Genomic DNA, 25820 nt, shown 5'->3' on the forward strand with positions numbered 1-25820 from the left:
ATAATACACTACCGAAGACAGCGTAAACTTAGATTCGGCAATTGCCTGCGCCGGCACAGGCGCATACAACCGCCGGCCCCGGCTTCGGCTGCAGCTTCGGTATAATCGCCAAATGAATCCACCGCTCTCCCCTATCCGCGCCATCCAGCAGCTGCCCGACAACCTGATTTCGCAAATTGCGGCAGGCGAGGTGGTCGAACGGCCGTCCGCCGTGGTCAAGGAACTGCTGGAAAACTCGCTCGACGCCGGCGCCAGCCAGATCACGGTACGGCTGGAGCAAGGCGGCGTCAAACGCATCGCCATCACCGACAACGGCCGCGGCATAGCCCCGGAACAGCTGCCGCTGGCGCTGGCGCGCCACGCCACCTCAAAAATCAGCTCGCTGCACGACCTGGAAAATGTCGCCACGCTGGGATTCCGCGGCGAAGCGCTGGCGTCCATCGCCTCGGTATCGCAGCTGACCCTGAGCTCGCGCACCGCCGACGCCGGCCACGCCTCGGAAATCGACGGCAGCACGCTGGCCGTGACGCCGTCCTCGGGCGCCCAAGGCACCACGGTCGATGTCCAGGACCTGTACTTCAATACCCCGGCCAGGCGCAAATTCCTGAAATCGGAGCAGACCGAATTCGGCCACTGCGCCGAAGTGGTGCGGCGTATCGCGCTGGCGCGCCCGGATGTGTCGTTTTCGCTGACCCATAACGGCAAGACCGTCGACCACTGGAACATCACCGAAATCGCCAAGCGCAGCGCCAGCATCCTCGGCAACGAGTTCGCCAACGCCCGCCTGGCGCTGGACGAAGGCGCCGGCCCGCTGCGCCTGCACGGCTTTGTCGGTTTGCCGACTGCCTCCAAGGCACGCGCCGATGCCCAGTATTTCTATGTCAACGGCCGCTTCGTGCGCGACAAGCTGCTGGTGCATGCCGTGCGCGCCGCCTACCAGGACGTGCTGCACGGCGACCGCTACCCCTCGTATGTGCTGGGACTGGACCTCGACCCGGCGCTGGTCGACGTCAATGTCCATCCCTCGAAGATCGAGGTGCGCTTCCGCGACAGCCGCTCGGTCCATCAGTTTGTATTCCACGCGGTCAGCCGCGCGCTGGCGCAAACCTCGGCCACCTCGTTCGGCGCGACGCCGGCGCCGCTGCCGTCGCCCAGCGGCGCGATGCCCTGGATACGCGGCTCGCAAGAACATCTGCAAGCGATCCTGCAGCCCAATGCGCAAGTACCGCAGCAGCAAACCTCGTTCGGGCCGCAGTTTGCCCCCGCCGCCAACGGCGTGGCGCAAACCGCCGCCAATTACGGCGCGCTGTTTTCCGGCAATGAACGTACCGCGGACGGCGCAGCAATTTATCCGGCAACGCCGCAGCTTGCCAGCCAGACCCTGCCGAGCGACGACTTCCCGCTGGGTTTCGCGCTGGCCCAGCTGCACGGCATCTATATCCTTGCGCAAAACACCAAGGGCCTGGTGCTGGTCGACATGCACGCCGCCCATGAACGCATCCTGTACGAACAGCTGAAAGGCGCATTGGACGAGGATGCGATGCAGGTCCAGCCGCTGCTGATCCCGGTCACCTTCTTTGCCGACGCAGTGGAAGTCGGCACCGCCGAAGAAAACCGCGACACCCTGCACGCGCTGGGCTTCGACATCGCCGCGATCTCGCCCACTACATTAGCCGTACGCTCGGTCCCGGCCCTGCTGAAAAACGCCGACGCGCAGACGCTGGCGCGCGACGTATTGCGCGACGTGCGCGAATTCGGCGGCTCGCGGGTCCTGGTCGAGCGCCGCAATGAACTGCTCGGCACCCTCGCCTGCCACACCGCAGTACGCGCCAACCGCAGCCTGACGGCGCCCGAAATGAACGCCTTGCTGCGGCAGATGGAAGCCACCGAACGCGCCGACCAGTGCAACCACGGCCGCCCCACCTGGAGTCAGCTGGCGCTGTCGGACCTGGACAAATTATTCTTGCGCGGCCAATAAGCGGTATGCCTTCACAACCCGCAACATCAACCTCGGCCACAGCGAAGCCGCTGGTAATCGCCATCATGGGCCCCACCGCTTCCGGCAAGACCGCCGCCGCACTGGAAATCGCAAGACACATCCCGTCCGAAATCATCTCGGTCGATTCAGCCCTGGTGTACCGCGGCATGGATATCGGCACCGCCAAGCCCAGCCGCGACGAACTTGCCGCGGCGCCGCACCACCTGATCGACATCATGGAACCGACGCAATCCTATTCGGCCATGCAGTTCCGCGACGATGCGCTGCGCCTTTCCGCCGAAATCCATGCGCGCGGCAAGCTGGTGCTGATGGTCGGCGGCACCATGCTGTATTTCAAGGCCCTGCGCGACGGCCTCGACGACTTGCCGCAAGCCGATCCCGCACTACGCGCCAGGCTGGATGCCGAGGCCGCCCTGATCGGCGTGCCCGGCATGCACGCCAAGCTGGCGCAGCTGGACCCGGTGACCGCCGCCCGCCTGAAACCCAACGACAGCCAGCGCATCCAGCGCGCCCTGGAAATCATCGAACTGAGCGGCCAGACCATGTCCTCGCTGCTGACCGACCGGCCGGCGCCGGAACTGCCCTTCGACATGTTGCCGATCGCCCTGGAACCGTCAGACCGCAGCGTGCTGCATGAGCGTATCGCGCGCCGCTTCGACCTGATGCTGGATCCGCAAAGCGGCGGCCTTATCGGCGAAGTGGAAACCCTGCGCGCCCGCGGCGACCTGCACCTCGGCCTGCCGTCGATGCGCTGCGTCGGCTATCGCCAGACCTGGGAATACCTGGATGGCCTGTACGGCTACCAGGAACTGCGCGAAAAAGGCATCGCCGCCACCCGCCAGCTGGCCAAGCGCCAGCTGACCTGGCTGCGCTCCATGCCGGAGCGGACCGTGATTGACTGTATTGGCGACCGTGTCGCCGATACGGTGCTGGAGACGGTGACAACGGCCCTCAAACAGCGATAAGGTCACAAAATTGCCCTTGGGAAGCGCACGGAACCTGTTTTTCTTGACAGCATTTGGAGAAATGCTTCATAATTTAGGGCTTCATTGGTGATATAGCTCAGTTGGTTAGAGCACAGCACTCATAATGCTGGGGTCGGTGGTTCAAGTCCACCTATCACCACCAAGAACACGTTTCAAGAAGTCCAGCAACGTACAATAACCCGCCTCTAGCCTAGTGCTGATGCGGGTTTTTTGTTTGTCGGGTACTTTTAGGGTCCGTTTACATCCAACTTTTTTACATCCATATCTATGGATCATCAAACTACTTGGATGCAAAATGCCTAAATTAGCCACTCCACTCACCGATATACAGGTCAAAACCCCAAAGCCAAAGGACAAACCCTGTACGTTAGCCTACGACGGTGGCATGTACTTTGAGGTTATGCCCACCTGCTCAAAGATATGGCGCATGAGTTATCGCCAGTAGAACGGTAAAAACAACCGCCTGACGTTCGGCACCTATCCCGAAGTCTAGCTCCTGGATGCACGCAAAAAGCGCTTGGATGCAAAAACACTTAAAGCGGCAGGAAATGACTCAGCTCAGGCCAAACGGATAGAAAAGCTAAACAAAGCTACATCCAGGGCCAATGCCTTCGAGGCCGTGGCGCGTGAGTGGCATACAAACAAGCTCGATACCTGGCAGGCACGTACTGCGATCAATATCTTGCACCGGCTGGAAAAGGACGTATTGCCGACGAGCGCGGTGAGGAAGTAATCGACATCCGACACCGAATGGAAAAGGCCCGTCGCGACGGCATCAAAGAAATAGCAGACAAATATGGCATCTCAGAAAACACTGTGCGCACATATCATGAGGCAAAAAAAAACAATCGATTGGGTTTGGTGCGTCGCCGGGAAAAACTCCATGCGAACGTCCGACGGAACAATTATTTCCGAGCTCCTGGGTGATCCCCACGAACTACAAAGATCCGCCCTTGTTCGAGCGCGTGGGGTTCTTCAATATCCAGAACTACTTTTGACCATTTGACGTGCGCTAGAAATGAAAAATTACTTCTGGCATTTGCACTCTTGGGTTAGCAGTTGAAGACGCTCGATGAAATTATGCGTGGCGCGCTCAAGCAAAGGCTTAGTCAATGCGGAAAAGTGCTCGGTTAATTTAGGCAATGCTTCTTGAGCGGCCATGACGTCTTTCTTGCCAAGGGGGGACGTGTAAAAAGCCACGAGGCCGTCAATTTCTTGGTCACTGAAACGCTCACCATAAACCTTCGCCCAGACGGCAACAATGTCTTGAGCGGACCAAGGCGTCTCCACTGACTTCAGAAATTCATCAAAGGCGAACCTGAAACGCGCGTCAAATTCTTTGGTTGGTTTGAGTTGAGCCATAATTTGGCCCAGCGCAGCCTTAGCTTGTTTCCTCTGCTCCAATCGTCCGGAGTCGATTTGTTGTTGAAACATTTGGACAAGTCCCTGAGCCTCCATAAGTGTGCGAATTTTTTCCGTACGGTCAACGGCAAAGCACGTCGACGACACAAGGATTAACAGGAAAAGTGCAATGGTGCGCATGAGACTCCTTTTATGATTTCGTATATTGTTGGTGAAGGTGTGTCACACAAATCCGCTTGAGACAAGTTTGCCACAGGGAAACAACAAAACTCTAGATTTGACCTGACACTTCATGCCACGTCAAGTGTGAGTTAGCGCATCTGATGGGATAAACCGTTTATCCCATCGACCCGTTTTTTCTTTTCCGCTTCAAAAAAATATGATGCTCTCCATCGACACGGGCTTACCGCGTCGGATGACTCGCAAACACCGAAAGGATTTCGTGGAGAAGATTGGAGATCGACTTAACTGAACGGTATTACCCTTGCATCCGGCTCAGTTGTAGGTGATGGTGAAAGTGGCAGCGCTGTTAGCCACGCCAGGGCTGACGGTGGCTGCCGTCTGGTAATACCGGGCAACCAGCGGGATGTTGTAGTTTCCTGCCGCGGCGGCGGTACCGGTAGCAATCGGAACGCCCAAGGCAACCGGTGTACCGCCATGCAGCAGCTGCACCCCCGCGCCTTGCGCGGTCGTGCCGGCCGAAGGGGACAACGCCAATACGCCCGCGATGCCGGAACTGTCGTGCGTGCCGTCCAGCGTGATATTGACCTTGGTTCCTGCGTCACAATCAAGAGCGACGTTAAAATTGGAGCCTGGTGTCTCCACAGTGGCGCCAGGGCCGGTAAACCTGTTCAGATTGACGTCCCCCAGCGGCACCGAGATCGCGGCGTTGGAGACGGAACAAGAGACAGGAACGATTTGTCCCCCGCTTCCTGCATTGATATAAGTAATCCAATAGTTGCTCTTAACAGCAAAACCCGCATACCGGCCCAGGGTTATCTGTCCAACAGAAACAGGGCCGGTTTTGATCAGTTCGACGGTCCAATTTGCATTAATCAATGAAAAGGTTCCAGCGATGGTAGCTAGCTCAAATGGAACAACTCGTGGAGTGGTCTGGTTGACAAACGTAATACGGATTCCGACACCCGCCACATTTGTCGGGGCAATGCCACTCACTGGAACCCAGCCGTTTGTATAGGCCGAATTTAATAAAGTGCTAGCGCCTGTACAACTCAGATACTCCTGGGTGCCGGCCACCAAAGGTGTAATTATTGAAGATATAGTGCTGCCAACCGGCAAATCTCTTTGAACAGGGATAGTCGCAGGGAAGTTGAAGGTTATTGTTTTCCCGCTCCACCCGTTGAGAGCGGAACACGCTGCCATCGACGGCAATGAGTAGATCGCCAATAAACAAGCTACCCCGGTTAATAATATTTTCTTCATGCAATGGCTCTCTATATAAAATTTCTTCGTTCGATATCTAAAAGCAGTAGGGTGGGCACCCGTGCCCAAGCAGTGCCCCGGGCGTTCGTGCCGCGAGCGTTCGAGCTACGTACCGTCCGCGTGGGCACAGGTGCCCACCCTACCTGCTCGCATGCAAGACAATCGCTCATGGACGGGGGCTGCAAACTCCCTCGGCCAGTGTTGCATTCATTTGCCGCTTGCCTTCCGGCGGCAGCACATAGCTGATGCGGCACTGGCTGCCCGGCGCATCGCCCCACTTGACGGTCAGGCTGCCGCTATCGGCAACACCGCGCACGAAGGCCTTGCTGCCCTGTCCGACCACGCCGACTGCCTGCCCGGCTTCATCCAGCACCTCGGCCGCAAACGGCATCGGCTGGCCATCCTGCTGCAGGGCCTTGAGCACCACGGCGCGGCCGCTGACCGTCTCGAACTTGAGCAGGCTGACCGCGCCCAGCGTCGGCGCCACGGTCTGCGTGGTTTCCTTCAGCTCGACGCTGTCGGCCGTGCCCTTGGGATCGACGCCGACGACATTGTTCTGGAACGGCGTCAGGTACGGCACCACGCCGTAGCCGCGGCGGTCCAGGCTGACGTTGGAAACGTTGGTGAGGCCGGCGCCTTCGGCATCCGGCGCATGCACCAGGCCGATGGTGTCGCCCAGGCTCTGCGCCAGCGCCACGCCGCCGCCATGCACCACCACGCCGCCATCGGCGCCGAACGACAGTTGTCCGCGGTCGCCGTACTGGCTGTAGCCGGCCCGCAACAGGGCGCTGCTGCCGCGATAGCCGCCGCTGAGGTTAAAGGCATTGCTGTTGCCACCGTCGCCGCTGCGGTGGTCGGCGGAGACGGCATAGTTGAGGTTGCCCTGCTCGCCCAGGCTGCCGTTGACGCCGACATTGAGCCGGTTGCTGCTCTGGTCGCCGCTGTTGCGGGTCAGCGTGCTGGTCATGTTGGGCGCGCGGACAGCACGGCCCAGCGGCATGCTCAGGCTCAGCATGATGCTGTTGTCGATGCGGCCTTTGTCGTAACCCGGGCCGAAGAAAACGCTGTCGCTTTGCTGCTGCTCCCCATCCAGCGGCGCGGCCTGGATGCGCGAGCGCTGCACCGATACATTCCAGCTGACGCTGTTCCAGGTTGATCCGTAGCCGGCGGAAAACGAGGTCTGGCGTCCCTGGCGGTTGCCCCAATAGTCGACCGAACTGCCGTACAGGCTGAGCGTGCCCGGGCCGACTTTCTGACTCAGGCTGAGGTCGAGGCGGCTCTTCTGGCGCGCATACTGGTTGATATCCTGGCCGCGGCTGGCGAGGTCGCGCAGGTTCACTGCATCCGGCAAGCTCAGGTAGCCGCTGGTCGAAAAACGATAGGCGCCGAGCGCGAAATTGGTGCCCGTTTCCGGGATGTTCTTGTTGTAAGCAACGCCATAGCTTTGCCCCTGCAACGCGCCGTGGCCCGCCACGCTGGTGCGCGAGGCCGTGGCATCCATCGAGATCGCGCCGACTGGCGTAGCGAACGCGGTGCCGAGCTTGGCTTGCGTATAGCCGTTGGAGACGGTGGCGCCGCCGTACAGGGTGACGGCGTTGCTGACGCCATGCTGCAGCGTGGCCTGCATCACGAACGGCGTATCGCCTTCGACGCCATATTGTTTCAGCTGGCCGGCGGCCACGCTGTACTTGGTGGTATCGGCGCGCAGTAATTGCGGCAGCGCTGCGTAAGGCACGACAAAGGTATTCTTGCGGCCGCTGGCCTCGGTCACCGTGACCGTCAGGTCGCCACCGTAACCGGTAGGATAAAGATCGTCGATGACAAACGGCCCGGGCGCCACCGTGGTTTCATAAATCTTGTAGCCGTTCTGGTGGATGCTGACCGTGGCGTTGCTCTCCGCAATCCCGCGCACCACCGGCGCATAGCCTTGCTGCGATTGCGGCAGCATGCGGTCGTCCGAGGCCAGGCGGACGCCGCGCAGGCGCACGCTGTCCATGATCTGGCCGCTGCTGAAGCTGTCGCCGATGACCAGCTGCGATTGGATGCCGGCGATGCTGCGCTGCAGATAGGTCGCCGTATTCTGGTAGGCAGTGCGGCCGCGCTGCGAATTCCAGCCCTGCGAACCCTGATGGCGCAAACGCCATTCGCCCATGTTCACACCGCCCGTCAAGCCCAGGTAGGATTGCGTGCCGCCGTCGCCGCTGGTGGCGGCGGAACTGCTGAAATTGTAAGACAGCATGGCGGCGTTGATGCCGTTGTCCCAGTGCGACGGATCGACATAGCCTCGCGCCGACAGGTTCATGAAGATTTGCGGAATGCTGACCGACAATACCTGCTGGCCGGCATCGAACGCGGTGGTGGCGCCCGGTATCCAGTTATCCAGGTCGCCGCATAACGGGCCTTCCGGGATCTGCCGCTCAACCACGTCAGCCGTGTCGGCCGCACCGGGACGGCCGCCGCCGCGCGCTACCTTGTCCGGATCGACGCCCAGCTGCACCAGCATGGCGCGGTCGAAACAGGCTGCCGCGCTGTCCTTGCCGTCGACAGCGCTGAAGCGGACATCGCGCCGCCCTTGCAGGTTTTCATTGACGATCACATCGACGCGATAGGTCCCGGGCAACACCACGTTGCCCTTTTCGAAACGCGAAAAATCGGCCCCTGCCATGCCGCCGTTGGCAAACATGCCGACGTCGAACGACATCGCCGCGGCTTTTGGTTCTGCAGCCACAGCCGGCGCCGCCAGCACGCCGGAAAACATGCCGCCGATCAGCAAGCTCAGCAAGCGCGGCTGCAGCAGCGGTTCGGCAGCTGCAGTACGGCGGGTAGTCGGCTTGATGGATGGCGGCATTATTTTTCCCAAAAATCGGTAGGGTGGGCACAGCGTGCCCACGCGGAAATTCACATTGTCTATCCGGACTGGCGCTCCGGTTATTACTGTCCAGCGTGGGCGCTACCCGCCTTACGGCTTCATGCATTACCTGTAGGGTGGGCACCTGTGCCCACGCGGACGTAACGCGCACCGCGTGGGCAAAAAAACCTTGCCCACCCTACGGCTGCAACGCCGCTTGCATCGGCACGAAAGCGCCGTAGTCATTGATCATCGAAAACTGCACATGGGCGCCGGCCGGCAAGGCGCCGACCTTGTCCTTGAGCAGGTAACGCTGGCTGCCGCCGGGGGCGACCATTTCATACTGATCGCTGTGGTTCAAGCGAGCATCAGGCTGGGCGCCAAGCGCCAGGGCGACATCCTGAAACGACACGTAATAGGGCGAGGGATTGCGCACTTCCAGCACACTGCCCTGCTCAGTCTTGAGCAAGGACCAGCGCAGCTGGGCTGCCGCATCCTGCGGCGTGCCGGGCAAACCCTGGGGACGGAAAAACACCTTGGTGCGGATGCGGAAGCCGAAACGCAGCTGGTTCTCGCCGTTCTCCAGCTTGGGCGGCACCTCCAGCACATTCAGCCAGAATGCCGATTCCTTGTCGGCCGGCAGCGGCTCCTTGGTATAGACCATGCGCAAAGACTGGCTTTTGCCAGGTTCCATGCGGAACACCGGCGGCGTGATGGTAAACGGCACATCGCTCTGTTCCGGCGTCAGTTTTTCATTGCCGCTGTCGAGCCATACTTGCACCAGGCGCGGCAGCTTCTTATCGTCGTTGGTCAGCTGGATGGTGATTTCCCGGCTCTGCGCCGGATAGATCTGGCGCGTGCCGCCGATCACCACGCCGGCCTGTGCCGGCAACATCGTCAGCCAACCCGCAACACACAATACGGCCAGGCTCAGGGTGCGTCGCAACGCATGACTTGGATAGCGCATTTTATTTTCTCGGTAGACGGTAAGTTCGTCCGGCCAGCGTGGCCGGACGAAGACGGCCCCGCTTAGCGGAGGCCGAAGCGGTTTGATTTAAGGAAAAACCACGGTGTAACGGACGTTGGTGTCCACCAGGCCGACGGTAGATGCACCGCCGACGGCGATGTACTGGGCCTGGAATGGCAGCACTGCAGTGTTGCCAGCCACTGTCACTTCAGCTGAAGGAGTGCCGGTAGCCAGGTTGAGTGGCGCATTGGCAGCGTTGCTGTCGAGGATTTGCACTTCAACGTTGGTGGCAGGGGTTCCAGTAGCCAGGTTTGCCAGGTTGCCGGTGGCCGGGTTGATCGCTGCGCTGGTCGTGTCGAACAGGATCGCGGCACGGGTGCCGTCCGGGCAGGTAGCGCCAGGGCCAGTGCCCAGCATGATGGAGAAAGGCTTGGCGGCAGCGACGTTGCCGGCAGCTGCCAGCGCCGTTGTTTGCACAGGCAGCAAATCGACAGAGAAATCACCGCCGGTGCCTGGCGTGGTGCCAGGGCCGCCGCTGACGGTGCAAGTCAGGCCTTTGATTTCACCGGTGATGGTGATGGTGCCGTCCACGGCGAAAGCCGGGGTTGCGATGAAGCCGGCTGCTGCCAGCAAGGCAACGATTAATGCATTTTTTTTCACGATGTATTCCTGGTGGGTTAAAGAAATCTCCTGTTTAGGAGCCAGGGAATTTTATTTTTTGTGAAGGAAAAAAGATGGAGGGGAAAGATGATAGATGTGTAGGAAAAGTCCTCAAATAATTTCTTTGTAAGCTTTTACTTAAGCAGTGTTTCGTATCCCCCCACACACCGGAAAGCTAGGTAGCGTCGGACAACGTACCCAAGAAGCCACGACAGCGCCCTAGCCCGGGCGTGGATCAGAACCAGAGCCTCGCATTCGGCATCGGCTGCAACACCGTGGGCGAGGGTGTTTCCAGCTGGTAGGGTGGGCAAGATTTTTTTGCCCACGCGGTACCGCACGATGGCTGCGTCCGCGTGGGCACGGAGTGCCCACCCTACGACTCCGGCGGTGCGAGGATGGTCTCGGGAGCCGCTCAAGCGCAGGTTTCTATCACGAAGAAACATCGGCAATTGCAAAATTGTTACACCTTTCACAATTCCTTACACTCCTCCCGGCAAACATCCAGTTAACAGATTTTTCCTACAGATAGGCAGGACTGCGCCGACAGATATCCACGTCGTTGAAACCTAAAATCCGTCCGTCAAAAGTTTTTTCGTTCCATTCATTGTTATCAATCGGAGGTTTTATGAATCAATCGTTTCGTGTCATTTTTCAAGCGGCCAGCGGTACTTATGTAGCGGTTTCTGAACTCACCAAGTCCAAAGGCAAGACCAAGTCCAGCCGTACCGTGCGCCATGCTGTGGTTGCTGCAGTGCTGGCGTTGGGCTCTGTTTCGGCGATGGCCAGTGAGAGCTGCGACCTGAGCGACGGCACAAGTGGCATCAAGAACAGCGACGGTATTTGTGTGATCGACGTCAGCCAAAGCCCGCTGCCTGGCATTGGAGCACGCTACGCCGCTGGCGGAGGTACCGCATCGGATGCTAATTCTGTAGCGATTGGCACGGGTGCAAGAACTACCCTCGGTGCTAGTGGAACTACTGGCACTGGCGTCGCCGTCGGCCTCAACTCGTTGGCCTCGCAGGCATCTGTAGCTATCGGTCCAGTTGCCATTGCAGGCGTCAACTCCGTAGCGCTTGGCAATAGTGCGAACGCAGAGGATAGCAGTGTCGCTGTCGGTACATTAAGCATTGCCTCCGGCGCTACGTCTGCAGCGTTCGGTCGTGGCAGCCATGCCACTGGCGACTCGTCAGTGGCACTTGGCTTCGGTTCAGTTGCCGACCGTGACAACAGTGTGTCAGTGGGTACGGCCACGGCACAGCGCCAGATCACCAACCTCGCCGCCGGCACTGCCGCCACCGACGCGGTCAACTTCGGCCAGCTGACTTCGCTGTCGACCACCACTGCGACCGGTCTGAGCACCGCGCAAAGCAACATCGTCAACAACACCAACAGCATCGCCAATCTGAGCACCGGCTTGGCGACCACCAACAACAATGTGACCATCAACACTACTTCCCTTAGCACTCTGAGCAGCCAAATCAACAGCGGCGGCGTCGGCTTGGTGCAGGTGGCAGGTGCCGGCCTGACAGTCGGTGCTCTGGCTGGCGGCACAAGCGTCGATTTCACTGGCACTGCCGGCCTGCGCACCCTCACCGGGGTGCAGGCCGGCAGCCTGGCGGCCGGTAGCACCGAGGCTGTCAACGGCGCACAGCTGTCGACTTCCAACAGCAATATCACCACCAACACCACCAACATCAGCGCGCTGACCACACGCATGGGCACCGCTGAATCCAACATCAACGACCTGGCCGACCAGATCGGCAGCGGCACTGTCGGCCTAGTGCAGCAAGCTGCAGCCGGTGCCAACGTCGCGCTGACCGTGGGCGCCAATACCGACGGCACCGAAGTCAACTTCGCCGGCACCAGGGGTGCGCGCACGCTGAGCGGCGTGGCCGACGGCGTCGCCGCCAGCGACGCCGCCACCTTCGGCCAGTTGACCACCACCAACAACAACGTTGCAGCACTGGACGGCCGGGTCGGCATCGCCGAAACCAATATCACCGCCATCAACACCACGCTGGCCGACCTCGGTGCGGGACTTAACGGCGCAGTGGTCTACAACGCCGACAAATCGGCCGTCGCCCTGGGCGGCGTCAACGGTACATTGATCAACAACCTGGCAGCCGGCCTGGTCGGCGCCGGCAGCATGCAAGCCGTCAACGGCGGCCAGCTGTTCAGCATGAAGGCAGACCTGGATGCGCAGCTGCAAAACATTATTGACAACGCCGATGCCGCGATCGGCATCATCGGCGACAGGCTCGATGGCCTGACCGGCGTGGTCGGCGAACAAGGCGACAAGCTCAATGACCTCGATGACCGTGTCGGCACGATTGAAACCGGCATCGCCGACGGCACGATCGGCGGCGGTGGCGGTGGCGTCAATCCGGCTGGCAACGCGCAAGTCGGCGTTGGCGCGGACGCTTCGGGCAAAAACTCGTCGGCCATTGGCAGCGGCGCCGTCGCTTCCGGCGAGAACAGCACCGCAGTCGGCGCCAACTCGTCGGCCACGGCCAAGGACAGCACCGCACTCGGCGCTGATTCGAAGGCTACCGGCAGCAACTCGGTGGCCATCGGCGCCGGCTCCGTTGCCGACCGCGACAACAGCGTCTCCTTCGGCTCAGCCGGCAATGAGCGTCAGCTGACCAACATCGCCGACGGCACCGCGCCTACCGATGCCGTCAACAAGCGTCAGCTGGACGGCGCGATTGCCGGCGTCAACGACCGAATCGACCGCCTCGACACCCGTGTCGACGAAATGGGCGCGATGAGCTCGGCCCAGGCGCAGATGGCGATGAGCACCGCCGGCCTGCTGGGCAATAACCGCCTCGGCGTCGGCATCGGCGCCCAGAACGGCCAGTCGGCCCTGGCGCTGGGTTACCAGCGTGTGTATGGCCAGGGTACCCGTACCTTGAGCTTCGGCGGCGCGGCTTCGACACGCGGCACGGTGTCGTTTGGCGCCGGCGCAGGGTTCGCCTGGTAACAGCTGCCGCGGTCCTTTTCCCATCATGGGAAAGGGACCGATGGTTTCAGATTTACTCTCTCCGTTTGGCCTTCCTCAGTTTCTGGGGAAGGCTTTTTTTATTTGGATCACCGATCTTCATCCATTTCTTAAAATGAGAAATGACGGATCGATTCTGAAGGTAATTGCAGTACAGTCAGGAACTGCGTGGGCACAGGTGCCCACCCTACAACAGCCGGCCCGCGTATATTGGACATAGGGTGGGCAGGTTTTTCTGCCCACGCTGCTGCGGCCATCCACCAATCCACTGAAACCATGTCCCGTTACCGTCGCTCACAAGCTGCTGGAAGCACCTTCTTTTTTACCGTAGTGAGTTACCGCAGGCAACCGATCTTGTGCGATGAAACATTGCGCTCTGCCCTGCGCGAAAGCGTCGCAATGGTCAGGGCAAAACGTCCATTCAAGATCGATGCCTGGGTATTGCTGCCGGACCATTTGCATTGCATCAGGGCTCTGCCAGCCGGCGATGCCGATTTCTCGACTCGATGGGGCATGATTAAACGAACAGTATCAAGAGCCTGCCGCAATGTGTATCGTCGATCTAAATGGCTTGAACCCACAAAATCATCACATAGAGAATCGACTATCTGGCAGAGGCGGTTCTGGGAGCATCAAATTCGCGATGACACTGATTTTGCTCGCCATGTTGACTATCTCCACATGAATCCGGTCAAGCACGGCCATGTGCAACGCGCCGTTGACTGGCCGTACTCAACGTTTCATCGTTATCTTCGGCAAGGTTTGCTTGCCGCGGATTGGGCTGGCGATGCCGATTTCGACATGGGATGCGAGTGAATACCGGTTCCGCATCGCCGGCGTGTGCATATTGGCCGTAGGGTGGGCAGGTTTTTCTGCCCACGCTGAATTGGATACCTGACGCGTGGTTCCGCGTGGGCACGGGGTGCCCACCCTACCTTGAATACGGGACGCGCGGTTCCGCTTGGGCATGAGTACCCACCCAACATCAATCGGCCTTCACGCCTTCGACCTGGATCTGCAACTTGGTCAGCATGCTGAAACCTTCCGACTTGCCGTAATCGACGCCGAAATCGGCACGGTTGAATTCGGCGGTGGCGTTGGCGCCGCAGACTTCGCGCTTGAGCATGGGATCCATGGCGCAGGCGTCGATCTTGAGGTTGAGCGGCTTGGTGACACCATGCAGGGTGAAAGTGCCGATGACCTCGGCCGGCTGTTCGCCGTTGAAGCGGATCGATTTGCCTTGGTACACGGCGCCGGGGAACAGTGAATGAAACAGTACCTGAAGCAGGAGATGGCTTAAAAGCCTGTAGGAAAAATCCCTATCATCGTTTCTTTGTCAGTTTCACCCGATTCTTTCTTCATAATGACGGCTTGACTCAATGCGCCGGCAATGTGGCTTCCCGACCGGACGCAAAACCTCTCCTCGCACGCAACAGATAGGTGAACTCGCAGCGACCGCATGCTGGTTTTCACGGAGGAGCAATCCGCAGAAAGAAGACACATGGCAAAGAACAGAATACCGGCCCGGCGCGGCAATCCGCAGCCGGCACAGATGCAAGCACGCCTGCAAAAGCTGGCGGCCGATTTCCGCATGGCGTTGGCCAATGGCGACCACGCCGCCGGCCGCAGCCTGGCGGAGCAAGCGCTGGCCATCGTGCCGGGCAACATGACGGTGCTCGGCGATTATGCGCTGTGCCTGATGCGCACCGGCGCCTACCAGCAGGCCTACCAGGTCTACATGCAGATCCACGACGCCCCTGCCGCACAGCGGCAGCAGGCGTCAGCTACCTGGCTCGACGGCCTGGCGGAAGTCTGCGGCTGGCTAGGAAAAAGCGACGAGTTGCGTACCTACGGCAAGCGTTCATTGACCGAGGCCGACGCCCGATTCAGCCAGGGCCATCAATGGCCGCTGCCGCCAGGCAAACCGCCGGCGTTCGATCCTTCCCTGCCGCAGCAAAATGTCATTGCCTACAGTCTGTACGGCGCCAATCCGCGTTATTGCGAGAGCGCGGTAGTCAACATCCAGGCCGCCAGCGAGCTGTTCCCCGGCTGGAGCTGCCGCATCTACCTCGACGACAGCGTGCCGCAGCACGTGCAGCAGCGGCTGCAGCAGGCCGGCGCACAGGTAATGCCAATGGGCTTCGGCCCCGGCATGCCGCCGGTAATGTGGCGCTTCCTGGTGATGGACGATCCCTCGGTGCGGCACTTCCTGGTGCGCGACGCCGATTCCCTGCTGTCCGAGCGCGAACCCGCTGCGGTGCAAGAGTGGCTGGACAGCGGATGCTGGTTCCACCACATGCGCGATTACTTCACCCATACCGAACTGCTGCTGGCCGGCATGTGGGGCGGCAGCAATGGCGTGTTTCCGGCAATCGCGCCGCTGATACAGCAATACATCGCCAGCTACCAAGGGCCGGCGCGCTTTGTCGATCAGTATTTTCTGCGCGAAGCCCTGTGGCCCACAGTACGCCAGTCGCTGCTGTGCCACGATGAACTGTTCGATTTCCACGACGCCCGGCCGTTTCCCCCGCACCAGCCGATCCGCTGGAACACTGATAAATTCCATGTCGGCAGCAACACCAGCTACCAGCAGATTGGCGGCGCCAGCACGCTGGCCGACGGCGCACTACAGCCGCTGCTGCTGTGGCGGCAAGGACTGTCGCAGGCGCTGGCTTACACGGCCGTCGTGCGCAATGGACAATGGAGTCTCCACCTGCCGTTTTTCCTGGTCGATGCATTCGCTGCCGGCAGCCTGCGAGTGGAGATTGCCTGATGAAACATCGACACGCTCAAGTAAAAAAGCTTTCTCCCCACCAGCAGGCGGACGAAAATCTTTACAACCGTGCGCTGCAAAGCTACCAGCAGGGCAATTACGACAGTGCCCTCAAGGATTGCCAGCGCCTGCTGGCGCGGCCGCTGATGGCGGGCCGGGTGATCTTGCTGGTCGGCGTGATCCAGTACCTGCAGGACGATCTGGCGGCAGCGGAGATATCGCTGCGCGAAGCGGTCAAGAAAAATGGCAACTCGGAAGCTTACTTCAATCTGGCGCTCACCCTCGGCGCACAGCACAAATCGCAGGAAGCCGAAGCGGCCTACCGTAAAACGCTCACGATGAATCCCGCGCAGGCGCAAGCCTGGAACAATCTCGGCAATATCTTAAGGCACGGCCATGATCCGCTGCGCTTCCAGGAGGCGGTGGACTGCTATCAGCGCGCCTTGCAGATCCGTCCGGACTATACGCGCGCGCATACCAATCTTGGCTTGACCTATGTGCAGCTGGAAGACCGGGAAAACGCCGAACGCCATTACCGCAAGGCGCTGGAACTGGAGCCGCATTTTGTCCCGGCGCTGACCAATATGGCGGCGTTCCAGGAGGCTGGATCGCAGCCTGAGCTGGCGCTACCGTATTATCAAGAAGCCCTGCGGCAGCACCCCGAGAGCATCAGGTTGATGGCGAACGTCATTTCGCGGCGCCGGCAACTGGCCGACTGGTCCGACCAGAACGGTCCGCAACCGGCCGACCTGGTGCAACGCATGTCAGCCGGCGACGACGAGGCGTTCGGCCCTCTTCACATGCTGGCCTGGCCGGAATTTTCCGCAACCTCGCAGCGCGAAGCAGGGCGCCGCTTCGCGCGCTCGCACCTGACGCGCGAACTGGCCGAGCCCCCCCTGGTATCCGCAGTCTCGCCCTACGCAGGACGGCGCATCAGGCTGGGCTACCTGTCCGCCGATTTTCGCAACCATCCGGTGACGCATCTGATCACTGACGTCATAGCCCACCATGACCGTGAAAACTTCGAAGTTTTCCTGTATGCCTATGGCCCCGTGGTGGAAGATGCACAGCGCAAGGCCCTCCGGCAGGCGGCCGAGCATTTCATCGATGTCAGCGGCATCTCGGACAGCGACGCCGCCCATCGCATCAGGGACGACGGCATCGACGTCCTGGTCGATCTGACCGGATACACTACCTTCGCCCGCCTCGGCATCACCGCAAGGCGGCCGGCGGCGGTGATCGCATCCTGGCTGGGTTATATCGGTTCATTGGGCGAGCCGCGCCTGGCCGACTATGTGATCGGCGACGCCGTCGCCACGCCGCCGGAACATGCGGATGATTTCAGCGAATCGCTGGCGCTCATGCCGCACTGCTACCAGCCCAACCAGACGCTGGCGCCCATCGCAGCGCCGCCCGACAGGCAGTCGGAAGGATTGCCCAACGATGCTTTTGTCTTCTGCAGTTTCAACCAGTGCTTCAAGCTCACACCAAGCCTGTGGGACGACTGGTGCCAGATCTTGAACGCCGTGCCGCACAGCGTGTTATGGCTGGCGCCGATGAACGCTGCAGCATGCAGCAACCTGCGCCGCGAAGCGCAGCAGCGCGGCGTGGCGCCCGAGCGCCTGGTGTTTGCGGCGCGGCGCCCGCTGGCGCAGCATCAGTCGCGCCTGGCGCTGGCCGACCTGGCGCTGGACACCATGCCCTACAACTCCGGCACCACCGCCAGCGACGCCTTGCGCGCCGGCGTGCCGCTGGTGACGGCGGCGGGCAGCACCTTTGTCAGCCGCATGGCCGCGAGCCTGTTGCATAACCTGGGGATGGACGGATTGATTGCAGCCGACCGGCGCAGCTATGTTGACCTGGCCATCGCGCTGGCCAGCGATCCCCTGCGCTTGCAGGAATGCCGCAGCACTCTGGAAAATGCCTTGCAGGCTTCCAAACTGTTTAATCCAGAAATTTTTTCCACCGACCTGGAAAACCTGTTCCGAGCAATGCTGGCCCAACGTGCGCGCGGCCAACGCGGCGTCGTGACAACAAACGATGCGCTAAACAAACGCAGCTAACTGGGGTCGGAGTGAACTTTCTGCGCGCTTTTTGCAGAAACTTCACTCTGACCCCACTTAGCGGGCCAAGAAGTACATGCTTCAACGTTAAAAGAAAAAAACTGCGTCACGCATCCTTTCTTTCTCCGAATCCGTCATGTGGGTCTGAAAGCCCTGGCGGCACATTCACACTCGCCGGTATTTTCCAATTACATCGTCGCCAAGCCGGCGTATTGGATAAAAAAATCGGGGCGAACACTATCTACGGCTCGGCAGCACATGAAGCGCCGATGAAGACATTCATACAGGAAAGGATTGCCACGCTGGTGCTTGCGCAGAATGATCTTGAAGTCGCAACAATGGACTTCGGCGTACATGGCGGCATCTTCACCAGGATATTCAGCAATGATCAGCGCACACGCCGCTTGCTTCAAACCTGCGATTTACTCAAGCAATTGTATTGCGCGAGCGGCGATGAGGAATATTTATCGACATTCAGGAAAACCCGGGCGCTGGTTCCGACAAAATTCAACTTGCTGTCCTGACGTCTGCGCAACGACACTTTTATTTACGAGGATTGGTAGTGTAGGCATCCGTGCCCGCGTGCAACGTCGAGGAGGCATTCAGCGTGGGCAGAAATCTGCCCACCCTACCTCAACTTGACTGCGGCAAAGCCGCTAGAGCCTTGCTCCATCTTTGCTCACAGGCGTTCAGGAAATGATGCACTACCGCACGGTCCTCCCCCAGTACGCTTTTTTTAAGGGATTGCGCTTTAGGGATCAAGGCCAAACCTGCCTGCACCTCGGCGCTTGCCAAATCTGGCGGCATGGCCCATTGCAGCAGCGGCTCCAGCAGAACGCGCTCATCTGCGCTCAACTGTGGGAACAGCGGCGCCATGAGGCGTAACCGTATCGCCGCCAAGGTGGTGCGGAGACTGCCCTGGTCCCTGGACTGCTGCCCTTCATGGATCCTGTAGTGAATCAGCGTATCCGGCAGGTTGGCAAATCTTGCACCCAGTTTCGCCGCTTCGACGAAAAATCCCCAATCAAAGGCGCTCTTGTCGGCGGCTTGCCACCTGATGCCGTGCCGTACCAGAAAATCGCGCCGCATCATCACTGTCGGGTTGTACATATTGCCTGCGCCTGACAGCAGCCTGGCCTTGATGCCGGCATCATCCAGTGGCACTTTGGCTTCGACGTCGGCAGCCCCAAAACATATCATCTGGCCGCCGGCAATCGTAATGCGAGGTTGTCCGTTCAGGAAACGCACCTGCTTTTCAAGCCGCTGCGGCAGCGCGATATCGTCCTGGTCGAGCAAGGCGATGAATTTGCTTGCCGACGCCTCCAACCCGGTGCAAGTCGCTGCGGCTGTACCACGATTTTCTGCATGCGCCAGGTAGCGCAAGCGTCCATCCTTGATCGCCAGGATCTGCTCTTTCGAAGTGTCGGTCGAGGCATCGTCCACCACGATCAGTTCGAAGTCCGTGAACGATTGCGCAAGCACGGAAGAAATGCTTTCTTCAATGTATTTCGCTCCGTTGTAGACGGGCATGATGATGGAAACTTGTGGCATAGCAGGTCAGGTTAGTGGCGATTGTGGAAAAAATTCATTAAGCGAGTCAATATCCATCGTTAAAGAACAAAGCGCGTGATGCGCCTTATCTTTCTCCGAATCCGTCATGTGGGGTCAGAGTCAAGTTTCGCGATAAAGCGCCGCGAAAGTTGACTCTGACCCCAGATGACTATTTCAGTGTAACGCCAGGTTTGCCAAATGCAATGGTTCAGGTTTGTTCCTGGAATGTCTTGGCAATCGTGCTGCGCAGTTCCTTGTCTCTCGCCAGCACGTATAGGCCGGAAAGAAGCAGCCCAAGGAAGAATCCGATCACCGCCGCGATACTCTTTTTAGGATAGACCGCATGCTGCGGCACATACGCCGGGGCGACTGCCTTGGTGTTGAAGGTGCGGTAAGGGCTGAGCTGTTCGTCGAGGTTATTGATCTGTTCGCGGAACACGCGGATTTCCGATTCGCTCGATTTCAGCATGGACGCCAGCAGGATGCTTTCGGAAAATTTCCGTTCTATAGTGCCGTCGCGGTTGAATTTTTTTATCGGCTCCAGGATGGCGCTGCGCTCATCTTCCATTTTCTGCAGCGCGGCCTTGGCGTCGGCAAGGTTCTTTTCCAGCTTGGTGACGGTCGGTTTCAACAGCTTTTCATGCTCGGCCTGCAGCACCTGGAATGCAGCCAGGAGATTCTCCTTCGCCTCTTCCGGCGAGCGGCCCAGGACACGCATCTCCAGCAGGTTGCCGCCTTTGGCGATGCTGGCCGCCAGTGTTTTCCTGATCATTGCGCTGCGTGCATCGAGCGACGCTTCCAGCGGCAGTTGCTCTGCCTGCAGCACCTGGTCGATAAAACCCGGGAACTTGATGCGTTGGACGACATTGTTCGGATCCGTCAGCAAGCTGCCGGCGGAGCCGATCTGGCCGACCTGGAACAGCATGGTGGCGGGCCATTGTTTCGGAATCAGGAAGGCGATGCCGACGGCCATCAGTGTGCCCAGGACGGCCCATGCCAGCAGCAGCCTGAGATGGCGTCTGGCGGCGCCGAACAGGGTTGGTGGCGACGTCATCAGGAACTGAGCAAACCGACCCAGTGCGAGGTCGACTCGTCCACCGTCGGCGCCCGCGCCGGAACGGCGGCGGTGCCAGTCATCGCCCGGTATGAAGCTTTCTTGGCCTTGCGGCTGAGACGCTGTTCGAGGCGACTGGTATACAAATCGCCATAACTGACGATGGTGTCCAGCATGGCTTGCAGTCCGGCGTCGCCGACCTTGCTGCCAGCCAGCTGGCGCCAGAAATCGCATTCGTTCCAGCGCCGGAAGCGCATGTAAGCCGTGCTCGAGCGGCCGAACTCGGGCGGCAGCTTGGACCACGGAGCGTGATTCAATACTACCCACAACAAGGCTTCGATAAACCTGCGGTTGTCCTTGGCGCTGACGCCGGGGTCGCCGGCGCGGCCGATCAGCAACGGCTCCAGCATCTGCCATTGTGCATCGCTGAGCTTCATCTCGTATTCAGGTGTGTCGTTCATCATGAGGTCATGTTTTTCTTTGTAGACCAGTGTAATGATGAGGTACTTTGCAGTGGGCAGATAGCGGATTTGGCGTCAATTATTGTAGGAAAAATCCTATAAAAACGCTGGCGCCTATGCCTATCATTGCCGCGGCACATCCGCGTGGGCACAGGTGCCCACCCTACAAGTTGCTCGTAGGGTGGGCAAGGTTTTCTGCCCACGCGGTGCGCTCAGGTTTCGCCCGCCTCTTCCAGCAGCCAGCTTTCCAGCGACTGTTCCAGGTGCGTGATTTCAGCCAGCACCACCGATGCCGCCTGGCGCAGGTCGCCGTCGGCGGCGCCGTCGCGGCACAAGCTCTCCAGCTCTGCCGCAGCTTCCGACAGCACCTGGGCGCCGACAATGGTCGAAGCGCCCTTGATGGAATGGGCGACATCGCCTGCCGCCAGCCAGTCGGCGGCGGTGACGCGCTGTATCAGCAGCAGGCTGTCGTTGCGGTTGGAATTGATCAGCTCCTTCGCCAGCCTGGAGACCAGGGTGAAATTGCCGCCCGTCATGGCTTCCAGCGAACTGGCGTCGAACAGCGAATCGGCCGGCTTGGGCTTGGCGTCGACGACATTGTGCGGCAGGCCGACCGTCAGCCGCCTCTGCAGATCATCGAGTCCGATCGGCTTGAACAGGCAATCGTCCATGCCGGCCGCCTTGCAGCGCTGGATTTCCTCCGGCTGGGCATTGGCGGTATAACCCCAGATCACGCAGCGCGGTGTCTCAGTTTCATTGCGGATTTCACGCGCCAGCTGGTAGCCGCTCATCACTGGCATGTTGCAATCCGTCATGACCAGATCGAAGCTGCCGGCACGCCAGATCTGCAGCGCTTCCCGGCCGTCTTCCGCCGATTCGACGTCATGCCCGAGGTATTGCAACTGCTGGCACAGCACCAGGCGGTTGGCGACATTGTCGTCAGCCACCAGTACGCGCAGGCGGCCCAGCTTGGGCGCTACCGTCGTCGCTTGCAGCTGCGGCGTGTCGAGCGGCTCGACAGTGGCCACGGTAAACTTGACCAGGATCTGCGTCCCCACTCCCAGCTCGCTCTGCAGCGCGATGTCGCCGCCCATCATCTGCGCCAGCCGGCGGCTGATGGCCAGCCCGAGGCCGGTGCCGTTTTCGGCCGAACGCGGACGCGTAGCGCTAGCCTGGACAAACGGCGCGAACAGCTTGGCCTGTTCATCCTGCGCGATGCCGGAGCCGGTATCGCTGACCTGCAGCTGCAGCGCCAGGCGGCCGTCCTTTTCCTCCTGCACATCGAGGCGGATGGTGACCTCGCCTTCCTGCGTGAACTTGATGGCGTTGCTGACCAGGTTGGACAAGATCTGCTTGAAGCGCATCGGGTCGACCAGCACCTCGACGCCGGCATTGGCGTCGATGAAAGTGCGCAGGGTCAAGCCCTTTTGCCGCGCCAGGCCGTCGAACACACGCGCCACGGCTTCCACCAGCTCGCGCAGGTTGGCGCGTTCCGGCACCAGCTCCAGCTTGCCGGATTCGATCTTGGCGATGTCGAGGATGTCGCCGATCAGGCCCAGCAGGGTCTTGGCGGAATCGTAGGCGACCTTGATCGAAGGCCGGTCCCACAAGCCGTTCTCGCCGCGCTTGAGCACCAGCTCCAGCATGCCGATGATGGCGTTCATCGGGGTCCGTATTTCGTGGCTCATGGTGGCCAGGAAAGTCGATTTGGCGCGGCTGGCTTCATCCGCTTCTTCCTTGGCCAGCTGCAGCGCGCCGATCAGCTGTTCGCGTTCGGAGATGTCGATCCAGCCGCCGATCAGGCCGGCCGGCTTGCCCCGGGTATCCTTGAACGGCAAGGTCCAGTGATAGATCCTGAGATGGCGCTCGCCGAAGGTCATGTCGCGGTCGGCGAACACCGGTATGCCATCCTGCATGGTCCGCAGGTACATGGCATGGAATTCCTGCGCCGTTTCCGGCGGGAACACGGTCGATTCCGGCAACAGCTTGCCGATCACCTCGCTGCGCTCGCCGCCCATGGCTTCCAGGTAGCTGCGGTTGCATTCGATCAGGCGGGCATTGAGGTCGCGCACATAGATCGGGTGCGGCGTGTCGTCGATCATGGCGCGCATGAAGGCGAGCTGGTCGCCCAGCGCCCGCTCGGCCAGTTTGCGTTTGGCGATCTGGCGGCGCAGGTAGGCGATCCAGAACAGGCTGGCCAGGATCAGCAGCAGCGCGCCGGCGCCGATCTGGTAGATCTCCCAGCGGTAGGTATTCCAGGAACTTGGCGCGGCATCGTTCTTCTCGCGCCAACGGTTGGTCAGCATGATGGCGTCGTTGGGCGGTATACTGCGCAGCACCTTGTTGAGGATGTCGCGCAGCTCCGGCTCGCTGCGCCGCACGCCCATCGCCAGCCGCGCCATGTCCTCGCCGACCGGCGCCGCGATGCGCAGCTTGCCGCGGAACGGTCCCTCGATAAAATAACTGGTGGCGATCTGGGTCTGGATGGTGCCGTCCACCTGGCCTTGCGCCAGTTTTTCAAATGCCGATATCGCCTGGTCTACCAGCACCAGCTCGATGCCGGGATACTGCTTGCGCAGCTGCGGCACCATGGGATTGCCGCCCTGGATCGCCAGTTTTTTGCCGTTCATCTGAGCCAGATCGGTGATCGCCGTGTCGCTGCTGCGCGCCACCAGCACCAGGTTGTTGAGCAGGAAGGGCTGCGTAAACGCCAGGTCGGCCTGGCGCTCGGGACTCATCAGCAAGGCGCCCACCATGTGCGCCTTGCCCTCACGCACCGCATTGATCATGTCTGGAATCGAATCGATGCGCACCACCTCGAAGTCAAGGCCGGTACGCAATTCGATCAGGCGCAGGTAATCCGACACCAGGCCGTCGAACTGGCCGCTTTGGGTGTAGAAGGTCAGCGGCGCGAACAAGCCGTTGACCGCCACCCGGACTTTCGGATGCTGGGCGATCCACTTGCGCTCGGCGTCGGTCAAGACCAGCGGCGTCGCGGTGATCCGGAAATCCAGGCCCACGCCCCAGCGCTGCAGCATGCTGCGGTGCAGCGATTCCGGAATCGCCTTGAGCAAGGTATCAAGCACCCGCAGCAAGACTGTGTTCTGTTTCTGTACGGCGAAGCCGACGTCGCGGTTGCTCACCGGCGCAAAACCATCCGTCCGCAGCACGCTGAAATAACCCTTGTGGATCAGGAAGCTGGCGCCGATGGCGTCGCCCAGGAAAATGTCGGCCTCGTTATGAAGCACGCCCAGAATCGCCCTGCGGACGTCGGGATAGGGCTTGAAGGTGGCGAGCGGATACAGATTGTGCAGCTCCTGCTCGGACAGGTAGCCGGGCACGACTGCCATGCGCAGGGCGGCGTCAGGCTTGCTGGCGATTTTATGTTTGCCGATCGGCAGCACGATCGCGGTGCGGTTGACAGCATACGGGCGCGACAGGACGAAATCCTGGCCGGCCAGCTCGTTCTGGATGGTGTTGCCCAAGATGTCGATATTACCCTTGGCCAGCGCCATGTTGGCGGCCTCGCGCGTCGGGTAGCGCACGACTTCGACGATCAGCCCCATCTGCTTCGCCAGCAGCGCCACATAGTCTGCCGTCAGGCCATCGAAATCCTGATGGCTGTCGCTGAAATCGAAGGGCGGATGGTCCGGGGCGACCGTGCCGAGCCGCAGCACGCGTTTTTTGCCGAGCCAGCGCCAGTCGTCTCCGGATAAATTGAAAACCAGGTTCTGTTCAAGCGGCCGCTCGATGATTTGCAAGCGCTCGGCTGCCGGATCGGTATCCAGCGCCAGCACCGCTGTCGCGCTGCAATACAGCACGGATAGGAGCAGAATCCGGAACAGAAACCGGAGCAACTGCCGGCGCAACATGGTTTCAGACCAGGCCATTGCGTCGCGCAATGTCGATCAGCTCCACCAGCGACTGGGCATGCAGTTTTTCCTGCAGGCGCGTCTTGTAAGTACTTACGGTTTTCGGGCTGATCAGCATGCTGACCGCGATATCTTTGCTCGGCACGCCGTTGGCCAGCTGCTGCAGCACGTCCAGCTCGCGGTCCGAGAGACGCTCGATCAGCTCGTCTTCGCTAGTCTGCAGGCCGCGCTTGCGCTTGCCCTGGAACGCCAGGTCCGGGAAATAGCGGTAGCCGCCGAGGATGGCGTAGGTAGCGTTCTGCAATTCGGCCAGCTGCTGCTGCTTGCTGATGAAACCGGCGGCGCCGGCTTCCATGCAGCGGTAAGCGAAATGCTGGGCGCTTTGCGAGGTCAGGATCAGGATGCGGCTGGGGAAATCCAGCGCTTCCAGCCGTGCAATCACTTCCAGGCCGTTCAGGCGCGGGATGTTGATATCGAGCACGATCATGTCCGGCTTGTGTTCACGCGCCAGCTGCACCGCATCCACTCCATTATTGGCTTCCGCCACGATTTCATGGCCCGCCGCTTCCAGCAGGCCCCTCACGGCCATGCAAATCACTGGATGGTCGTCAACAATCATAATTCTACTCACGTATTACTCCGTCAAGAAAACAAAACAACAATACCCCTCTCGCCGCTATCTTGCTCTCGGATTAAGACAAATCCTACATGCAATTCGGCAACTTGTGGGGACCATGGCATAGCGACAATATTTCAGGAAAAATCCGACACACTGAATCGCGC

General features: G+C 60.3%; 17 protein-coding genes, 1 tRNA gene and 2 pseudogenes. 9 read left to right on the forward strand and 11 right to left on the reverse strand.

The window, feature by feature from the left end; all coding sequences use genetic code 11:
* Positions 1–112 precede the first annotated feature (112 nt).
* The 4 genes from mutL (at position 113) to CFU_RS18580 (ending at position 3718) form a co-directional block, all read left to right on the forward strand.
* Positions 113–1978: a DNA mismatch repair endonuclease MutL gene (gene mutL / locus CFU_RS18565; RefSeq protein ID WP_014007547.1), complete on the forward strand. Its 1866-nt coding sequence runs from the start codon at positions 113–115 to the stop codon at positions 1976–1978.
* 5 nt (positions 1979–1983) lie between these two features.
* Positions 1984–2964, forward strand: a complete 981-nt coding sequence (miaA, locus tag CFU_RS18570; RefSeq protein WP_050808642.1) for a tRNA (adenosine(37)-N6)-dimethylallyltransferase MiaA — start codon at positions 1984–1986, stop codon at positions 2962–2964.
* An 86-nt stretch (positions 2965–3050) separates the two neighbouring features.
* Positions 3051–3127 (forward strand) — tRNA-Met (locus CFU_RS18575).
* 375 nt (positions 3128–3502) lie between these two features.
* A complete protein-coding gene (locus tag CFU_RS18580) occupies positions 3503–3718 on the forward strand; it encodes a phage integrase central domain-containing protein (RefSeq protein WP_041742384.1) in 216 nt (71 codons plus the stop codon).
* Between the two features lie 293 nt (positions 3719–4011).
* On the opposite strand, the gene CFU_RS18585 is transcribed toward CFU_RS18580, so the two are convergent.
* The 5 genes from CFU_RS18585 to CFU_RS18605 all read right to left on the reverse strand — a co-directional run bounded on the left by CFU_RS18585 (position 4012) and on the right by CFU_RS18605 (position 10265).
* Positions 4012–4527, reverse strand: a complete 516-nt coding sequence (locus CFU_RS18585) for a DUF2059 domain-containing protein (RefSeq protein ID WP_041742386.1) — start codon at positions 4525–4527, stop codon at positions 4012–4014.
* 315 nt (positions 4528–4842) lie between these two features.
* Complete coding sequence (locus CFU_RS24010; RefSeq protein ID WP_081466502.1) at positions 4843–5790, reverse strand: fimbrial protein; 948 nt, start codon at positions 5788–5790, stop codon at positions 4843–4845.
* Between the two features lie 166 nt (positions 5791–5956).
* Positions 5957–8638 carry a fimbria/pilus outer membrane usher protein gene (locus CFU_RS18595; RefSeq protein ID WP_148264881.1) on the reverse strand — a complete coding sequence of 894 codons (2682 nt, stop codon included), beginning with the start codon at positions 8636–8638 and terminating at the stop codon, positions 5957–5959.
* 199 nt (positions 8639–8837) lie between these two features.
* Positions 8838–9605 (reverse strand): fimbrial biogenesis chaperone, encoded by a 768-nt coding sequence (locus CFU_RS18600; protein WP_014007552.1) that lies wholly within the window; start codon positions 9603–9605, stop codon positions 8838–8840.
* Between the two features lie 87 nt (positions 9606–9692).
* Entirely contained in the window at positions 9693–10265 is a 573-nt protein-coding gene (locus tag CFU_RS18605) for a fimbrial protein (RefSeq protein WP_014007553.1), read from the reverse strand.
* A gap of 625 nt (positions 10266–10890) precedes the next feature.
* Between CFU_RS18605 and CFU_RS18615 the strand changes: the two genes are divergently transcribed.
* Both CFU_RS18615 and CFU_RS24015 read left to right on the forward strand, forming a co-directional pair.
* On the forward strand, positions 10891–13245 hold the full coding sequence (locus tag CFU_RS18615) for an ESPR-type extended signal peptide-containing protein (protein ID WP_081466503.1): 2355 nt from the start codon (positions 10891–10893) through the stop codon (positions 13243–13245).
* Between the two features lie 294 nt (positions 13246–13539).
* Positions 13540–14079 (forward strand): REP-associated tyrosine transposase, encoded by a 540-nt coding sequence (locus CFU_RS24015; protein WP_148264882.1) that lies wholly within the window; start codon positions 13540–13542, stop codon positions 14077–14079.
* A 169-nt stretch (positions 14080–14248) separates the two neighbouring features.
* Here CFU_RS24015 and CFU_RS18620 read toward each other — a convergent pair.
* Positions 14249–14524 (reverse strand): annotated as a pseudogene (locus CFU_RS18620) (YceI family protein); the annotation flags it as partial.
* Between the two features lie 330 nt (positions 14525–14854).
* Between CFU_RS18620 and CFU_RS25585 the strand changes: the two are divergent.
* From CFU_RS25585 to CFU_RS24610, 3 genes and pseudogenes are all read left to right on the forward strand, one after another.
* Positions 14855–14950: pseudogene (locus CFU_RS25585) on the forward strand (hypothetical protein); the annotation flags it as partial.
* Between the two features lie 1085 nt (positions 14951–16035).
* Complete coding sequence (locus tag CFU_RS18630) at positions 16036–18099, forward strand: tetratricopeptide repeat protein (RefSeq protein ID WP_050808645.1); 2064 nt, start codon at positions 16036–16038, stop codon at positions 18097–18099.
* A gap of 11 nt (positions 18100–18110) precedes the next feature.
* On the forward strand, positions 18111–18623 hold the full coding sequence (locus CFU_RS24610; protein WP_148264883.1) for a hypothetical protein: 513 nt from the start codon (positions 18111–18113) through the stop codon (positions 18621–18623).
* A 109-nt stretch (positions 18624–18732) separates the two neighbouring features.
* On the opposite strand, the gene CFU_RS18640 is transcribed toward CFU_RS24610, so the two are convergent.
* The 5 genes from CFU_RS18640 to CFU_RS18660 form a co-directional block, all read right to left on the reverse strand.
* On the reverse strand, positions 18733–19650 hold the full coding sequence (locus tag CFU_RS18640) for a glycosyltransferase family 2 protein (protein ID WP_014007559.1): 918 nt from the start codon (positions 19648–19650) through the stop codon (positions 18733–18735).
* A 208-nt stretch (positions 19651–19858) separates the two neighbouring features.
* Complete coding sequence (locus tag CFU_RS18645) at positions 19859–20704, reverse strand: hypothetical protein (protein WP_014007560.1); 846 nt, start codon at positions 20702–20704, stop codon at positions 19859–19861.
* Complete coding sequence (locus CFU_RS23445; RefSeq protein ID WP_014007561.1) at positions 20704–21168, reverse strand: transposase; 465 nt, start codon at positions 21166–21168, stop codon at positions 20704–20706. Before CFU_RS23445 ends, CFU_RS18645 begins: the two co-directional genes overlap by 1 nt.
* 209 nt (positions 21169–21377) lie before the next feature.
* Positions 21378–24986 (reverse strand): transporter substrate-binding domain-containing protein, encoded by a 3609-nt coding sequence (locus tag CFU_RS18655; protein WP_190275173.1) that lies wholly within the window; start codon positions 24984–24986, stop codon positions 21378–21380.
* A 55-nt stretch (positions 24987–25041) separates the two neighbouring features.
* Positions 25042–25668, reverse strand: a complete 627-nt coding sequence (locus tag CFU_RS18660) for a response regulator transcription factor (protein WP_014007564.1) — start codon at positions 25666–25668, stop codon at positions 25042–25044.
* Between the last annotated feature and the right edge of the window lie 152 nt (positions 25669–25820).

Source organism: Collimonas fungivorans Ter331 (genome assembly GCF_000221045.1).
Lineage (GTDB): Bacteria > Pseudomonadota > Gammaproteobacteria > Burkholderiales > Burkholderiaceae_D > Collimonas > Collimonas fungivorans_A.

Excerpts from the sequence above, each read along its gene's own strand:
- mutL (WP_014007547.1), top strand. The coding sequence starts at position 113 with ATGAATCCACCGCTCTCCCCTATCCGCGCCATCCAGCAGCTGCCCGAC.
- miaA (WP_050808642.1), top strand. The coding sequence starts at position 1,984 with ATGCCTTCACAACCCGCAACATCAACCTCGGCCACAGCGAAGCCGCTG.
- CFU_RS18585 (WP_041742386.1), bottom strand. The coding sequence starts at position 4,527 with ATGCGCACCATTGCACTTTTCCTGTTAATCCTTGTGTCGTCGACGTGC.
- CFU_RS24010 (WP_081466502.1), bottom strand. The coding sequence starts at position 5,790 with ATGAAGAAAATATTATTAACCGGGGTAGCTTGTTTATTGGCGATCTAC.
- CFU_RS18595 (WP_148264881.1), bottom strand. The coding sequence starts at position 8,638 with ATGCCGCCATCCATCAAGCCGACTACCCGCCGTACTGCAGCTGCCGAA.
- CFU_RS18600 (WP_014007552.1), bottom strand. The coding sequence starts at position 9,605 with ATGCGCTATCCAAGTCATGCGTTGCGACGCACCCTGAGCCTGGCCGTA.
- CFU_RS18615 (WP_081466503.1), top strand. The coding sequence starts at position 10,891 with ATGAATCAATCGTTTCGTGTCATTTTTCAAGCGGCCAGCGGTACTTAT.
- CFU_RS24015 (WP_148264882.1), top strand. The coding sequence starts at position 13,540 with ATGTCCCGTTACCGTCGCTCACAAGCTGCTGGAAGCACCTTCTTTTTT.
- CFU_RS18630 (WP_050808645.1), top strand. The coding sequence starts at position 16,036 with ATGAAACATCGACACGCTCAAGTAAAAAAGCTTTCTCCCCACCAGCAG.
- CFU_RS18640 (WP_014007559.1), bottom strand. The coding sequence starts at position 19,650 with ATGCCACAAGTTTCCATCATCATGCCCGTCTACAACGGAGCGAAATAC.
- CFU_RS18645 (WP_014007560.1), bottom strand. The coding sequence starts at position 20,704 with ATGACGTCGCCACCAACCCTGTTCGGCGCCGCCAGACGCCATCTCAGG.
- CFU_RS23445 (WP_014007561.1), bottom strand. The coding sequence starts at position 21,168 with ATGATGAACGACACACCTGAATACGAGATGAAGCTCAGCGATGCACAA.